This window comes from Bacillus yapensis, assembly GCF_005280205.1.
GTDB classification, from domain to species: Bacteria; Bacillota; Bacilli; order Bacillales; family Cytobacillaceae; genus Robertmurraya; species Robertmurraya yapensis.
In genome coordinates, this window is the sequence record NZ_SUND01000005.1 from 128,566 (window position 1) to 143,067 (window position 14,502).

The 14,502-nt window shown below is 40.9% G+C and carries 15 protein-coding genes and 1 pseudogene; 3 read left to right on the plus strand and 13 right to left on the minus strand.

The window, feature by feature from the left end:
- Window positions 1-13: 13 nt before the first annotated feature.
- The 11 genes and pseudogenes from moaD to fdhD form a co-directional block, all read right to left on the minus strand.
- Complete coding sequence (gene moaD, locus FAR12_RS08310; RefSeq protein ID WP_126408232.1) at window positions 14-247, minus strand: molybdopterin converting factor subunit 1; 234 nt, start codon at window positions 245-247, stop codon at window positions 14-16.
- Entirely contained in the window at window positions 240-707 is a 468-nt protein-coding gene (locus FAR12_RS08315) for a molybdenum cofactor biosynthesis protein MoaE (RefSeq protein ID WP_126408233.1), read from the minus strand. The genes moaD and FAR12_RS08315 overlap by 8 nt, the downstream gene beginning before the upstream one ends.
- Before the next feature lie 18 nt (window positions 708-725).
- On the minus strand, window positions 726-2,636 hold the full coding sequence (locus FAR12_RS08320) for a molybdopterin biosynthesis protein (protein ID WP_126408234.1): 1,911 nt from the start codon (window positions 2,634-2,636) through the stop codon (window positions 726-728).
- 10 nt (window positions 2,637-2,646) lie between these two features.
- Window positions 2,647-3,876 carry a molybdopterin molybdotransferase MoeA gene (locus tag FAR12_RS08325; RefSeq protein ID WP_126408235.1) on the minus strand — a complete coding sequence of 410 codons (1,230 nt, stop codon included), beginning with the start codon at window positions 3,874-3,876 and terminating at the stop codon, window positions 2,647-2,649.
- 1 nt (window position 3,877) lies between these two features.
- Window positions 3,878-4,480 (minus strand): molybdenum cofactor guanylyltransferase, encoded by a 603-nt coding sequence (gene mobA / locus FAR12_RS08330; RefSeq protein WP_126408236.1) that lies wholly within the window; start codon window positions 4,478-4,480, stop codon window positions 3,878-3,880.
- Window positions 4,481-4,502: 22 nt separating this feature from the next.
- On the minus strand, window positions 4,503-5,294 hold the full coding sequence (locus tag FAR12_RS08335) for a formate dehydrogenase accessory protein FdhE (protein ID WP_212734383.1): 792 nt from the start codon (window positions 5,292-5,294) through the stop codon (window positions 4,503-4,505).
- Window positions 5,295-5,400: 106 nt separating this feature from the next.
- Window positions 5,401-6,078: a formate dehydrogenase subunit gamma gene (locus FAR12_RS08340; protein WP_126408238.1), complete on the minus strand. Its 678-nt coding sequence runs from the start codon at window positions 6,076-6,078 to the stop codon at window positions 5,401-5,403.
- Complete coding sequence (locus FAR12_RS08345) at window positions 6,071-6,889, minus strand: 4Fe-4S dicluster domain-containing protein (RefSeq protein ID WP_126408239.1); 819 nt, start codon at window positions 6,887-6,889, stop codon at window positions 6,071-6,073. Before FAR12_RS08345 ends, FAR12_RS08340 begins: the two co-directional genes overlap by 8 nt.
- A gap of 2 nt (window positions 6,890-6,891) precedes the next feature.
- A pseudogene (gene fdnG, locus FAR12_RS08350) lies at window positions 6,892-9,291 on the minus strand (formate dehydrogenase-N subunit alpha); the annotation flags it as partial.
- Window positions 9,292-9,303: 12 nt separating this feature from the next.
- A complete protein-coding gene (locus FAR12_RS24225; RefSeq protein ID WP_246010354.1) occupies window positions 9,304-9,870 on the minus strand; it encodes a twin-arginine translocation signal domain-containing protein in 567 nt (188 codons plus the stop codon).
- 76 nt (window positions 9,871-9,946) lie between these two features.
- Entirely contained in the window at window positions 9,947-10,711 is a 765-nt protein-coding gene (gene fdhD, locus FAR12_RS08355) for a formate dehydrogenase accessory sulfurtransferase FdhD (protein WP_126408240.1), read from the minus strand.
- A gap of 345 nt (window positions 10,712-11,056) precedes the next feature.
- On the opposite strand from fdhD, the gene pdxK reads away from it, so the two are divergent.
- The 3 genes from pdxK to bshB2 all read left to right on the plus strand — a co-directional run bounded on the left by pdxK (window position 11,057) and on the right by bshB2 (window position 13,037).
- Entirely contained in the window at window positions 11,057-11,875 is an 819-nt protein-coding gene (pdxK, locus tag FAR12_RS08360; RefSeq protein ID WP_126408241.1) for a pyridoxine/pyridoxal/pyridoxamine kinase, read from the plus strand.
- A 121-nt stretch (window positions 11,876-11,996) separates the two neighbouring features.
- Window positions 11,997-12,344, plus strand: a complete 348-nt coding sequence (locus tag FAR12_RS08365; protein WP_126408242.1) for a YojF family protein — start codon at window positions 11,997-11,999, stop codon at window positions 12,342-12,344.
- A 21-nt stretch (window positions 12,345-12,365) separates the two neighbouring features.
- Window positions 12,366-13,037: a bacillithiol biosynthesis deacetylase BshB2 gene (gene bshB2, locus FAR12_RS08370; protein WP_126408243.1), complete on the plus strand. Its 672-nt coding sequence runs from the start codon at window positions 12,366-12,368 to the stop codon at window positions 13,035-13,037.
- A gap of 71 nt (window positions 13,038-13,108) precedes the next feature.
- Here bshB2 and FAR12_RS08375 read toward each other — a convergent pair whose 3' ends face one another.
- Window positions 13,109-13,564 (minus strand): SRPBCC family protein, encoded by a 456-nt coding sequence (locus FAR12_RS08375; RefSeq protein WP_126408244.1) that lies wholly within the window; start codon window positions 13,562-13,564, stop codon window positions 13,109-13,111.
- Window positions 13,565-13,648: 84 nt separating this feature from the next.
- Complete coding sequence (locus tag FAR12_RS08380; protein WP_126408245.1) at window positions 13,649-14,356, minus strand: Crp/Fnr family transcriptional regulator; 708 nt, start codon at window positions 14,354-14,356, stop codon at window positions 13,649-13,651.
- Window positions 14,357-14,502 lie beyond the last annotated feature (146 nt).

The window sequence follows — 14,502 nt, forward strand, 5'->3', positions numbered from 1 at the left end:
AGTTCCCCTATTCTCAACCACCACTAACAGGTGGAATAAATGCAATTTCATCACCCGGATGGATGACTTCATCATCCCCAGCAAACTCTTCGTTCACAGCAGTCATTGCTGTATCAAGCTTCTGAAGCTGATATTCTTTTGCAAGAAATTCTTTGACTTCAGCAACAGTTTTTCCGGCAAGATCAATACGAATCGATTCTTCCCCAACCGCATCCTTCAGATGGGCAAAAAATAAAATTTTATTCATGCAAATCTGCCCCCTCTGGTTTTCCAGTCGGATATGCAACCTTTTCGAGCTGGTCGCCAATCCACTCTTCTCCATCTTCCCAATGCTCTTTCTTCCAAATTGGGACGATTTCCTTGATGCGCTCAATCGCATAACGGTTTGCCTCATACGCATCGGCACGGTGAGGCGTCGAAACAGCGATCACAACGGCAATATCCGTAATATCTAGCTTACCGACCCGATGGGTAATCGCCACCTTCGAATTTGGCCACTTTTCTTCAATCTCCTGACCAATTTGCGCAAGCTTCTTCACGGCCATCGATTCGTAGGCTTCATATATTAAAAAGAGAGTCTTTTTCCCTTTTGTTAATTCACGAACGGTTCCAATGAACGTCGTAATTGCTCCAGCATCTCGCTGAACGACCTTGTCAATTATTGCTTGTATATCAATAGGTTCTTTGGAAATTTCATAGTAATTCATTTTCTTTCCACCTTTTCTTTAAAAAAAGATTGGTTCTCCCGTCACAACAGCATAGCCACCAATGGCTTCCACCCGTGCTCGGAAGGCATCTGAACGGATTATTTGAATCAGTTGCTGTCCTGCCTCACTGTCATAGAAAGACTTTGTCATCAACAAATCATACTCCTCATCGGAAACAGGTAGAAAATCAAGTCCCATCGCTCTTGCTGCTGGAAAAATGCCCAAGCCGACAGCTTTCAAACTTCCTTTTACCTCAGCTGCGACACTTAAATGGGAAAACATTTCACGATCGTAGCCATTGATTTGCTCAGATTCAATTCCGTTCTCTTTTAATAATAAATCAAATAGAATTCTAGTTCCTGCACCTTTTTGACGATTTACGTACAATGCACCTTTTTCCATGATTTCGACGACACCGTGAATGTCCATCGGATTTCCTTTTGGCAATAGCCATCCTTGCTTTCTTTTTAAAAATGGGAAAAGAACCACTTCTTGATCGGCTAAAAATCGTTTTACGTAGGAGCGGTTATACTCTTTAGTTTCGGGATCCAAGAGGTGAATTCCTGCTATATGCGCTTCGCCTTTTTTAATGGCCATAATGCCCGCCATACTGCCAACATGAGAAGAAATAATTTTAGCATTATTAGACTGCGCTCTTAGCTGAGACGATAGAATATCGATCGTTAAATCGTGACTCCCATTGAAAACAATGGCTGTATCAATCTCTTCTACTGGCCTTAGCAGTTCTACTTGCGCTTCTTCGCCCTGTTCATAGCCCAGCTGGTCAGGAGGAACAATTAACATTCCATCTGCCTTCACTAAGGACATCGTTACACCAGCTGCCCTCGTTAAGGGATTAGCCACGTATTCACCATTGACACGTCCAATCGTCATGCGGACATAGTCCTCTGCCCCCATCGTCGATACGATTCGACGTCCAAGTTTTACCGTTAATGTCTGTCTTTTCGGTTCAGATATACCTAAATAAGCGCATACCAATGGTCTGACAAACCATTCTAACGCTAAATATGCCGAAACTGGATAACCAGGAATTCCAACAACAATCGTTTCGTGTATTTTACCTAAAATCACAGGTTTTCCTGGCCTTGTCGCTACACCATGGGTAAAGACTTCACCAAGCTCGCCAATGAGATGAACCGTGTAATCCTTTGAACCAGCAGAAGAACCAGCGTTTATCACGACTATATCAGAAGTCGCTACTGCTTCCAACAAAGCCACCTTTATTTCCTCTGGATTGTCCCTCACAATTGAATGTAGCTGCGGATTTCCGCCCCATTCTGCAATGAAGTTGGAAATGACCGTCCCGTTAAATTCGATGAGCTTTCCTGCAGCTGCTGGTTCATTCGGTAAAACCAATTCATTTCCTGTAGGAATGACCGTTACCAATGGTTTTTTCCATACCTTAACCTTTGTTGTTTGAGAGGCAAGCAACACACCAATATCCACAGGTCTAATTTGATGCCCTTGTGGAAAAAGCATTTCCTCCTGAACAATATCCTCTCCAATGGGACGAATATGCGCCCACGGTGAAGTCGGTTCAATGATTTCAACGACGTCCTCTGAAATCTCATCGACATTTTCAATCATAATCACGGCATTAAAAGGGGAAGGAATCGCATTCCCCGTGTCTACGTATATAAAATCTTCATTTCGTTTTAGCTGAATGGGATTTTGTTCGTGAGCTGAGTAGGTATCCTCTGCTCTCACGGCAATCCCGTCCATAGCGGATGCATGATAGTGTGGCATGGAATTGATAGCGAAGATCGGTTCTGCCGTTATTCTGCCCAGCGTCTCATGACTGTTCATCCATTCAACTTCCCTTTTGGGGTTAAAATGGGAAAGAATCTCCTCTACGGCCACTTTTCGAGGCTTATCCTGTAGGTATATTTTACGTTTATATTTTTTCATCGCTCACACCTCATAGAAATAATGTAACAGGCACCTGTTCTCCCTTATGAACACCTTCACTTTCATAAGAAATTTCGATCATGCCTTCACTTTTTACAAGAGTGGAGATCAGACCCGATTTCCCTAAAATAGGCTCTGCATACCATTCATGATTTTCTTCAAAAAGTCGTACCCGAATATAGTCAGTTCGTCCAGGCGCTGAAGGAATATTTTTCGTTACCTTGGCAAAAGTTAGCTTGGTGCGCGTCTCGCTAAGTCCTTGTAGCTTATCAACGACCGCTTTGCCGAACAAATGAAAAATAATCATCGCCGACGCTGGATGTCCTGGCAGGCCAATCACCGGTTTATCCTTCGCCTGTGCTAAAATCGTTGGCTTTCCTGGTTTAATTGAAACGCCGTGAACATAAACCCCTGGTTCTCCAAGAGATTCGATCACTTCAACGGAATAATCCTTTGTCCCAACTGAACTGCCTCCAGAAAGGATTAAACAATCCGTCTTTTCGAGCATCTCCTTGGTTCTGCGCTCAAGCTCCTCACGACTGTCCTTCACAATGCCACCATAGATAAATCCGAGGCCCCATTGCTTCACCAAACTACCGATCGTAGCTGCATTAATATCGCGAACCTCACCAATCAGTAGGTCCTTCGATTCCATCGGGACAATCTCATCACCAGAGGATAAATAACCAATGACAGGCTTTTTCCACACCCGTACCTCAAGAATGCCTTGGGAAGCTAGGGCACCGATTTCCTGTGAACGAAGCTTCGTTCCCTTTGTCAACAAAACTGTTCCTGCCTGCATGTCCTCCCCGATAGAGATAACATTTTCCCCAGGTGCCGTTTGCCGATAGACATTTAGGAGTCCGCTAATATCCTCACAGTGCTCAATCATAACCATCGCATCACTGCCAGCTGGTAGCATGCCACCTGTCGGTACGTACATCGCTTCTCCACTTCCGACTTCTTTTGGTGGCTCCTGCCCCATTTTGACTTCCCCAGTTACGGTCAGGAATCCTGGCATCGTTTCTGAGGAACCGAATGTATCCTTTGCTTTCACAGCATAGCCATCTACAGATGAACGACGAAAATTCGGTACATTTTCTCGTACAATAATATCTTCAGCTAAAACGAAATGAAGTGCATCAAATAAAGGCAATGTCATGGTCTCCCGAATCGGAGTGACCATTTCTTGAATCAACTGAAATGTTTCCTCTACTGATTTAACTTGAAAAAATTTCATATCATTCGCGACCTTTACTTTTTATTGCTTTTGCCTGCTCATATTCATCGGGATGATTCATATTAAAAATATCAGCCTCATCGATGCTGTAATCTAATTTACTAAGTTCTGTCTCATCCAGCATCTTCACATGAATATTCTGGAATATCCCTCTGATCCTTAATTTGTTTTGTTTGAGCGCATTCTCGACTTCTTTTTTCACGTCTTTTCGATAGGCGGCAAAAAGAGGATGAAGCTGACCTGAAATTTCTGGAACAACGGCATCATAGTCTGATAATTGCTCGAGCAAAATTGTTCCTAGCTCAGCAGAAATAAATGGCATATCACAAGCTACAATTAAATTCTGCTCTGTTTCAGATGCGCTTAAACCAGCATGGATTCCAGCAAGTGGCCCCATCTCTTTCCACTCATCCTGCACCATTTTACGGCCCAGATATTGATAATCTTCAAATGAGTTAGTAACAATAATTATGTTGTTAACTATCGAATCAAGTTCCTCACAGATCGTTTCAATCACTGTTTTCCCGTTGATTTCCAGAAGGGCCTTGTTTGTGCCCATCCGACTCGATTTTCCACCTGCTAAAATAATGCCGGTTGCTTCCATGTCTTCACCACCAGATGACGTGTTAGTGTACTTCTTTGACTTCTGCTAACCCAAATCCATTCTCTTGAGCAATAATATCTAAATGAATCGTTTTCAGGTCGAGCATTGAAATTGCTTCGATTTGAATAAATTTACGCACATCGATAACCTTCGTATAGCCTTGGCAATCATGACAAACATGAATTTCCGAACTGTCATCCTTCTCAACCCGCAGGATTTCGATTTTTCCAGCTTCCTCAGAACCACAATGAGCGCAAGAAATTTTCTTCACTTCCCAAGCATAATGACAACGTGGACAAGTGATTTCTTTCTTGCCTTTTTTGTTGATAATCCCGACTCTAGGAGCTTCTCCACATGCTGGACAGCAACCTTGTGCTTCCGCCTTGCGCAACTCCTCTGTCATTTCTGTAGAAGCTTTTTGTAAAAACGGTCTTAACGGATGCTCAGCAACAAAGAATGGAATCCATTCTGCCACGCGATGTTTTTCAGCAAAGCTTTCAAAATAAACATCATTCACCGCAATTGCTTCTTTTATCCACTGTAACAAAACTTCATCAGTCATTTCCATCTCTAGTCGTTCTAAATCTTCAACCAATCCAGATTGGTACTCCTTAAGTAAAGAAAACAATTCCAAAATAAAGCCTCGATACTGTTCGATATTAATTTGAAGCTGTAATTGTGTATAAGCAGGAAAAGCTTTTAGTGTGGATCTTTGTTCTGGAATCGTCACAGTTTCCTGTTCAATGAGCTTTGTCCATTGTTCACTTAGTGATTGAATCTTTTCTTCTAAAAGCTGGTATTCTTTATTTGTCACGTTCATTTTTTATCACCTCGTAGATTATGAGTAACCCGACTTAGAGGAAAGGCTACCCAAATAAGCTTGAGTAGCACTTTCAATATCGTTTCAGTTTTCAAAAGGGTTAGGCGTGCTTTTTAGGATGTTTCTTTTCCTCTTCCTTTAACTCATCGTACCAGAGACCATGGTGGTCCTCTGCGTACTCTTCGGTTACATCTCCTTTGAAAATTCCATGTAAGGATGGAGCTGCAAGTTTGATAGACATATAGATATGGGCAATCGCTACAGCCGCAGAGAGTCCAAGTCCAATATTATGAATCGGATATGCCCACATGATTAAGCCGTGTGGGAAAAATTGTGGAAACCACATGACAACACCCGAGCAAATCAACATAAGTGCTGTGACAATCATGAGCCAAGAGTTAATTTTTTCACCAGCATTAAAGAAATCCTGCTTTGGTGTCTTTGCTTTAAGACCGAAAAACTCCTTTGCAAACTGCGGGAAGAATTGAATGTCATGCTTTTTCCAAGAAAAAATATTTTTCGTCCATCTTCTCAGTCCTTGGCGATCAAAAAGGACTAAGATTGGCAGAGGTAGCATGAAGAAAACGGCTGCTACACGATGCACTAAGCGCGCACCTGCTGGTCCACCAAAGATAGGATAGAGCCAATCAAAAAATTCCGTGTACATTGGTAAAGCAGAAATATATAGGACAAAGAATGCACCAGCATTTACCCAGTGGGAAATGATAAAACCGAGATTAAAACGTTTAACCATTTTTTGTTTCCCATGATTACTCATGATCCTGGCCTCCTTTATGGTCCCCTGAATCCTTCTTGATTGCATGAGCGATAACTGAACCTACGACTGCCATAGTCGTAACACCAAACATCGCTTTTCCAAGTGGTTGAGCATAATCCTTCCACACCACTTGTGATAATGGAACCTTAGGATTTTCAGGAAGTCCATAAACAGATGGCTTTTCCGCAAGAAGGTAAACTGTTGTTGTTCCCTTGATTCCTTGTGGGTTATAAATATTCGCATTCGGGAAGCGTTCTTTAATTTTTGATAAACGTACTTCCGCTTCTGCTAAAACTTTATTCTTTTCGTCGTATACTAAGCACTCTGTATGACAAGCTGTAACACACGCAGGCTGTAAGCCTTCTTCTAAGCGGTCTGTACAAAGGGTACATTTTTGTGCTTTGCGGTACTCCTTGCCGTGCTTATCTTTGTAAGTTGCTAGTTCTACTACATCAAATGTACAGTTTTGTGCACAGTAGCCACAGCCCACACATTTGTCAGCATCGATAACTACAGAGCCAAACTTTGTATGACTGATTGCATCCTCTGGACAAGCCTTTTCACAAGCTGCCTCCACACAGTGTAAACAAGACTGATGTCTAAATAACCACTCGAAATTTCCATTTGTCGTTTCATGCTCATTGTAGGTAATGACATTCCACGTATGTGCATTGACCTTCGCATGAGACTGAATGGAACCAGAGTATTCTTCCGTTGCAGTTGGAAGGTCATTCCAGTTTTTACATGCGACCATACAGGCACGACAGCCATCACATTTCGTTACGTCTACAAATTTAATATAATCTGCCATCTTTACGCCCTCCTTACGTCGCATAGGAATGCTTTATATTCCGGTATTGTTGAGTTGGCATCACCAATATGTGGTGTTAAGCGGTTTGCTGTTGCACCAGTGGCAATTCCTTTATACCCGAAATGCCAAGGCATACCGATATGATGAACCGTTTTGTCTTTTAGCTTATAAGGCTTAAAGCGCTTCGTTATCATAGCATAGGCTTCGATTTCTCCACGTGCAGTTGAAACGACCACTTTATCCTTTTCTTTAATGCCTTTTTCTTTTGCCAATTCCTCACTGATTTCAATGAACATGTTATTAACAAGCTCTGCAAGCCATGGAACGTTTCTCGTCATGACCCCAGACTGCCAATGCTCAGAAAGTCGATATGTTGTTGCCACGATCGGATACTTATCAGATTCACCTTTCGCGTTCATTTCTTTCTCTCCGAATTGAACAGCTGGGTTAAATTGCACACTAGAAAAAGAGTTCGACATTGGATTTTCATAAGGCTCATAATGCTCTGGGAATGGTCCTTCGTTTAATCCCGATGAGAATAAATATCCTTTTCCTCCAACCTGCATAATGAATGGATCAGCAAAAGTTGGATCCTGAGGACCTTTATCCTTCACAAAGTCTGGTACGTCATTTCCTACCCATTGACCTTTTAAGCCATCCCACTCAATTCCTACTCGCTCTTTGCTCCATGCCTTACCATTTAAGTCGGCACTTGCACGGTTATAAAGGACACGACGGTTAGCAGGCCATGCAAAAGACCAGTTCAAGAAATTGCTCATACCCGTATCTTTATTGTCACGACGTTTTGCTAGATTATCATTCTCTGGATAGAATCCAGTATAGATCCAGCATCCTGCTGTTGTAGAACCATCATCTTTTAAGTCACCAAAAGATTTAATCTGCTTTTTCGTTTTCCAATCATATCCGTTAATATCACGGCAAACCAAATCAATATCTGGGTGATCATGTTCACCGTAATTCCAATATAGAGCCTGCATTTGCTTTGCAGCAGGTGTTGCCTCATTTTTATAAAGCTCTTTCAAGCGACGTGCTAGCATATGAGTTATTTCTAAATCAGAACGGGATTCACCTTTAGACTTAATGGCCTGCCAACGATATTGCATCCAGCGTCCAGAGTTAGTTACAGAACCTTCTTTCTCAAATGAGCTACATGCTGGTAAGAAAATGACTTCTGTTTGAATCGATGCTGGATCAGAACCAGCTTCTTTTTGCCAGAAGGTTGAAGTTTCTGTTTCAAATAAGTCGATTGCAACCATCCACTTCAGATTGCCCATTGCTGCTTGCTCTTTAAAACTGTTTGGTCCCCCGACAACTGGGTTGGAACCATACAAGATCATACCTTCAATTTCCTTGCGATACATGGCATCAAAGATTCGCATGAAGGAGTAGTTTTTCCCTGCTTGAATTTTCGGCATGTAATGATAGCCAAATTCATTATCCTTTGTCGCATTATCGCCATAGAAGGATTTCAACATGCTTGTGTAAAACTTTGGATGATTGATCTTATATCCAGATTTCGGTGTAATTCGCGCTAGAAAACCTTCATAAGTTAGATCACCTTCGGCCGTTGTTGGAACGTCCATGTATCCTGGAACGTTGTGATAAAGAAGACCAAAGTCAGTTGAGCCTTGAACATTGGACTCTCCGCGTAGGGCGTTAACCCCACCACCAGCGATTCCGATATTTCCAAGAATGAGCTGTAAGATTGCATATGCACGGATGTTTTGCGTACCGACTGTATGCTGCGTTCCACCCATTGCATAAAGAATCGTACCTGCTTTGCCTACTTGGCCGGTTGCACCAAATGTTTTACAGATTTCGATATACATTTTCTTATCGGTTCCTGTAACACCGCAAACAGTATCAGCATCATAACGAGAATAGTGCTTCTTCATTAGTTGGAAGACACAATTTGGATGCTGCAAAGTAGGATCCTTAAGGGTATTTCCTTCTGCATCTACTTTGAATGCCCATTGTTTCTTATCATAAGTTCTTGTTTTTTCATCGTAACCACTGAACATTCCATCTTCAAAGGAATAGGAATCTTCCACAATCCATGAAGCATTTGTATAATTTGCAACATACTCTTTGTGAAACAGATTATTTTCAAGTGCGTAACTAATCATTCCACCAATAAAAGCAATATCTGTTCCAGAGCGAAGCTGAGCGTACATATTCGCCATTTGTGATGTTCTTGTATAACGAGGGTCAACGGAAATTAATTTTCCACCCTTTTCAATTGCTTTTGAAATCCATCTAAAACTGATTGGATGATTTTCAGCTGGGTTTGCCCCAATAACCATTAAAGCATCAGCATACTGAAGATCGTTCCAGTGATTTGTCATTGCTCCACGACCGAATGAAGGTGCCAGACCGGCAACCGTTGAACTGTGTCATATTCGGGCCTGGTGCTCGATATAGGATAACCCTAGTCCAGCACGGAATAACTTGTGATTTAAGTGACATTCTTCATTATCAAGTGCAGCTCCACCTAAGTAGGCGATAGCGTCTGTACGATTGACAGTCACTCCACCTTCTTGATGAATGAAGGATTTGTCGCGTGTTTCTTTAATGTTTTTCACAACTTTATCAAACGCGAATTCCCAATCGACTTCTTCCCACTTACTGCTTCCTGGGGCACGGTACATTGGTTTTGTTATACGTTTCTCTGATGTATATACCTGACGTACTGTTGTTCCTTTACTACATAATGTTCCTTCGTTGATTGGATGATCTGGATCACCCTCTGTATAAACAACATCGTTCTCGTTTGCATATACGAGGATTCCACATCCTACTGAACAATAAGGACAGATTGTTGGTGTCGGTTTAAGCTTAGCAATTTTGAATTCGCCTGACTTTGCTTTTGCAGTCTTATCATCGAAGCCAAGTTCGACAATCGCTAATGTAGCAGCCACTGCACCAGACAATTTCAGAAATTGTCTTCTAGTAACATTCATTTCCACAGCTCTTCCCCCTCCGTTGTTTTTTAATGAATAGAAATAATTTATAGAAAATCCTCCCTAAGCCCCCTGCTTAAGAAAGATTTACCCCCAGAACTCGTTCTTCAAGGTCATTATGGACTCTGCCAAACGACGTATATTGAATCGCCATTTTTCCTCTCAAATAACCAACTACTTCAATATTTAAATATTTAGCAAGTTGGATGGCTTGTTTTGTGGCCGCAGTTCTCGATCCAATAACAGCAAAGCCAAACTTCGCGGCTTTTGAAAGCATTTCATAAGATACTCTTCCTGTTGTTAGTAGGAGAAGTGTTGTAGGGTCTAACTCATTTCTAACGCAATGACCAATCACCTTATCCACCGCGTTATGGCGCCCGATATCTTCTCGAACGGTAATTTCTCCGGCTTCTGTCACAATGCACGCTCCATGCATTCCACCTGTTTCCAGGTATAGCACTGAGTTTTTAGCAAACTCACTACGCATTTTTAGTAGATAACTAAGCTGATAGGTTTTCCCTGCTTCAACCTTGTTAAACGTTTTCACGTCTGTCATTGAGAAAAAGGTAACCCCTCTACCACAGCCAGCTGTATAATGTTTCTTTTTGGAAAACATTAATTCCGTATCGAATTCGCTCGATAATGTCACATCGATGATTCCAGACTCGTCATTTATGCGAACGGCTTCAATATCAGTAGCTTTTTCAATCAATCCTTCTGAGAATAGGTAACCATAGACCCAATCCTCTAAGTCATGCTTTGTTAATTGAAAAACCGCTACCTCAAAATCGTTTACGATAAGCGTGATCGGATATTCTTCTGGGCAGCCTTTTTTATTCATAAGTTGTTCACCCACTTGTTTTATTTTAAAAAAACAGATGATCTAAATTCTGCGATAAATGTCACATTTAAAAATCTCTATGAGGTTTTACTTCAAAATCATAAAGGTTATCTCTCTATGTATCTGTAACTTTTGTCACACAAACATAGTGGAAACATCCCTTCATCCAAATCATAATCCACGATTGGTTCTTTTTAACCATTCAGATGTGACAAACCTGCGTCTTCACAAATTGTTCGAAATTGACGGAAGAGTGAAGAGCTCCATTTTAAGAACTGCTATTTTACTATCAAGCTTTTTTGCGCTAAAATGGAAAGAAAATTCATCAATAAGGGGACAACGATTATGTCATTGAAAAAAGCATTAACGATTGCAGGTTCCGATACAAGCGGAGGCGCTGGAATTCAAGCTGATCTTAAAACTTTTCAAGAGCTTGATGTATTTGGGGTGTCAGCAATCAATGTCATTGCTACTATGGATCCGAAAAACAACTGGCGTCACAGCGTTTTTCCACTTTCCATTGAATCTTTTGAGGCACAATTAGAAACAGTTTTTTCTGTGAATATAGATGCATTGAAAACAGGGATGCTTGCGACTGTTGAAGTAATCGATAGAATTGCAAAATATATTGATGAGTATCAGGTTAAGAATGTCGTAATTGATCCGGTTATGGTATGTAAAGGGGAAGATGAAGTACTCAACCCTGAAAATGCCAATGCCTTACGTGATGTGTTGGTCCCAAGAGCATTAATTGTGACACCTAATTTATTTGAAGCTTCTCAGCTTGCTGGAACAGCTCCGATCAAAACGATCGATGATATGAAGGAAGCAGCTGCGAAAATTCATGCACTTGGAGCAAAATACGTTCTTATTAAAGGCGGTTCTAAGCTTGATTATGAAAAAGCTGTTGATTTATTATTTGATGGTCAAGAGTACAAGCTTTATGAAAGCGAAAAAATTGATACTCCTTATATTCATGGTGCAGGCTGCTCTTATTCTGCAGCGATTACGGCAGAGCTTGCGAAAGGGAAGACTGTTTTGGAAGCTATCGATGTCGCTAAAGACTTTATCACTGCAGCCATCCGCCATGGCTTCAAGCTAAATGAATATGTAGGCCCAACGATGCACGGAGCTTATCGTAGATTCGGTGCGAAGGTAAAGTAATATAGTGAGACAGAGTCCATTGAGGCTCTGTTTTTTATTTATGAAGCCAACTATTTCATTTTTCAGCTTAACTTTAGTAGAATGAAACTACTAAATAGCGTTTTAAAGGAGGCATTCTACATTGGAACCCGCAAAGATTGAGTCTGTACAAAAAGAGCTAGATCGACTAGCTAAACAAGACGTATTTATTCATCTCGAAACAACAAATGGAGCATATGCAACGCACAATGATGAATCGTTTTTTTCATCGGGTGCCTATATTCGTAATGCCAAAATTCAATATGAACACGGGAAAATTACTGGCCCGAGTCCTTTTCGCGTAGGATTAAAAATGGATATCGGCTGGGTATACGCAGAAGGAATTACCCATTATGAAGTTGATGAGAAGGGGAGACTGCTTTTAGCAGGCCATGATTTTCAAGGAAAACTCGCAGTAGCCTTAGAAATTGGCACAACCCCGTTTGAGTAAGAAAGGAAGGAGAAGATACAGATGGAAAAAGAACGTCAATTATTAGTAGTTTTTCCCCATCCTGATGATGAAGCATTTGGTGTATCTGGGACGATTGCCAGCCATGTCAAAAATGGGACTCCTGTTACATATGCATGTCTGACATTAGGGGAAATGGGACGAAACATGGGAAATCCTCCTTTCTGTAACCGCGAAAGTCTTCCTAAAATTCGTAAACAGGAGCTCCAAGATGCAGCAAATGCCATTGGGATACAGGATTTAAGAATGTTAGGGTATCGTGATAAAACAGTTGAGTTTGAGGATCCGGAAAAATTAATTCAGCATATGGGCTCGATTATTGAGGAAGTAAAACCATCCCTCATTATCAGTTTTTATCCTGGCTATTCAGTCCATCCGGACCATGATGCAACAGGGGCTGCTGTGGTAGAAGCCGTAAAGCGTATGCCAAAGCAGGAAAGACCGAAGTTAAACCTAGTCGCTTTTGCAAAAAATTGTATAGATGAACTAGGGGAGCCGAATATAGTGAATAATGTCAAAGCGACTGTATCACAAAAAATCGCTGCGATTAAAGCGCACAAATCACAGACTCAACTGATGGTTGCTAATGTAGAAGAAAAGCTCAAGCAAAAGGATCCAGATATGGTCGCTTGGTTAGAGAATGAACGTTTTTGGAGTTATGAGATAAAGGATTAAACGAGGCTAGGGGATGTATGAATACCCTAAACTCTAGTTCAAATTTACAATAAGAGGCAGTTTCCCAAAACTCAAATTTGGGGAACTGCCTCTTTCTTTTCAAGCTCTTCCTTCAAATATTGAAGCAAATAGCCGTCTTCTTGCTTGAGAATTTTTACGAGCGCACGTCTTGAGAAAAAACTGAACAAACCTTTAATCCCCACATTCGCTTCAAATCGCACCTGCGTTCCTTCTTCAATCTCATCCAAAAAATACCTATAGGTAATCGTAATGCCTCCAGCAACACTTTGCGTTGTATAATATTGATAAGGCTCAAATTCCGTAATTTCAATTTCCGCTTTCGCTTCTCTGCCACGGATACTCCTTGTTTCAAGTAGCTTCGTTCCTTTGCCAATCGGTTCTTCTGACAATTTCTCTAATCTCACCACATTCGGCATAATCTCTGGGATATTTTCTAAGGTTAATAGATAGTCAAATACCTCTTTTACAGGCTTATGAATGATCGTACTGGATTGAAAGTCTGCCATACGAATACCTCATCTCCGCTAGAATATACGGAAATCGTCTCAAAGATTCACTACCTACGTCAAGACATAAACAAATTATTTTCACTAGATTTTCTTTTGGTAGACCGAGCAAAATTTGCACCAGTCTGTAATAATAATCTGCTTTCCTTTAATATCGATTAGGCCATCCTTGCGAAGCTTGGAAAATACACGGCTAACACTTTCTCGCGTTGTGCCGATTAAGGTAGAAAACTCATGAACGGTTAACGGAATTTCAATATACATTTGATTGCAGTGATTGGCACCAAATTTCTCTGCTAATCTCTCAATCGTTCTAACCGTTTTTGTATATACATCTAAAAGGGCAATATCCCTCATAATCGTCGTCATATCACGAAGAGACGTACTCATATAACGGATCATTTGAACAGCCAATTCGGGATTTAATGAAATCTCTTGTTCCAAATCATCAGTCTGGAGAAAATACACTTCTCCTTCTTTGACCATCGTTCCTGTTGCAGGGTAGGTGGATTCTCCGTAATTAAACAAACAGGCCTCAGCAAAGATATCTCCCTTATTTTTCATACAAACGATTAGCTCATTTCCATGGTCATCTTGTTTTGTCAGCTTCACAATTCCTGAATGAACAAAGAAAACGCCTCGAGCTATTTCAAACTCAGACATAATTTTTTCTCCCTTGTTAAAAGGGATCTTTCTAATTCGTTTGTCAATCAGCTGCAAAGACTGTACAGGCAAATCTTTAAAGACCTCTATTTTGCTTAAAAACTCATGAATATTACTCATACGTTCCATTGATCCACCTCCTTATTAATTCCAGTTTAACGGAGCCATTCTAAAAGCAATGTGCGATAAATCACGTTTTCTATTGTCCATTTTTTTAAATATTTACAAATCCAAAATGTGGGTATATGATAAAAATGAGTGATTACTCACTTTTA

Excerpts from the sequence above, each read along its gene's own strand:
- moaD (WP_126408232.1), bottom strand. The coding sequence starts at position 247 with ATGAATAAAATTTTATTTTTTGCCCATCTGAAGGATGCGGTTGGGGAA.
- FAR12_RS08315 (WP_126408233.1), bottom strand. The coding sequence starts at position 707 with ATGAATTACTATGAAATTTCCAAAGAACCTATTGATATACAAGCAATA.
- FAR12_RS08320 (WP_126408234.1), bottom strand. The coding sequence starts at position 2,636 with ATGAAAAAATATAAACGTAAAATATACCTACAGGATAAGCCTCGAAAA.
- FAR12_RS08325 (WP_126408235.1), bottom strand. The coding sequence starts at position 3,876 with ATGAAATTTTTTCAAGTTAAATCAGTAGAGGAAACATTTCAGTTGATT.
- mobA (WP_126408236.1), bottom strand. The coding sequence starts at position 4,480 with ATGGAAGCAACCGGCATTATTTTAGCAGGTGGAAAATCGAGTCGGATG.
- FAR12_RS08340 (WP_126408238.1), bottom strand. The coding sequence starts at position 6,078 with ATGAGTAATCATGGGAAACAAAAAATGGTTAAACGTTTTAATCTCGGT.
- FAR12_RS08345 (WP_126408239.1), bottom strand. The coding sequence starts at position 6,889 with ATGGCAGATTATATTAAATTTGTAGACGTAACGAAATGTGATGGCTGT.
- FAR12_RS24225 (WP_246010354.1), bottom strand. The coding sequence starts at position 9,870 with ATGAATGTTACTAGAAGACAATTTCTGAAATTGTCTGGTGCAGTGGCT.
- fdhD (WP_126408240.1), bottom strand. The coding sequence starts at position 10,711 with ATGAATAAAAAAGGCTGCCCAGAAGAATATCCGATCACGCTTATCGTA.
- pdxK (WP_126408241.1), top strand. The coding sequence starts at position 11,057 with ATGTCATTGAAAAAAGCATTAACGATTGCAGGTTCCGATACAAGCGGA.
- bshB2 (WP_126408243.1), top strand. The coding sequence starts at position 12,366 with ATGGAAAAAGAACGTCAATTATTAGTAGTTTTTCCCCATCCTGATGAT.
- FAR12_RS08375 (WP_126408244.1), bottom strand. The coding sequence starts at position 13,564 with ATGGCAGACTTTCAATCCAGTACGATCATTCATAAGCCTGTAAAAGAG.
- FAR12_RS08380 (WP_126408245.1), bottom strand. The coding sequence starts at position 14,356 with ATGGAACGTATGAGTAATATTCATGAGTTTTTAAGCAAAATAGAGGTC.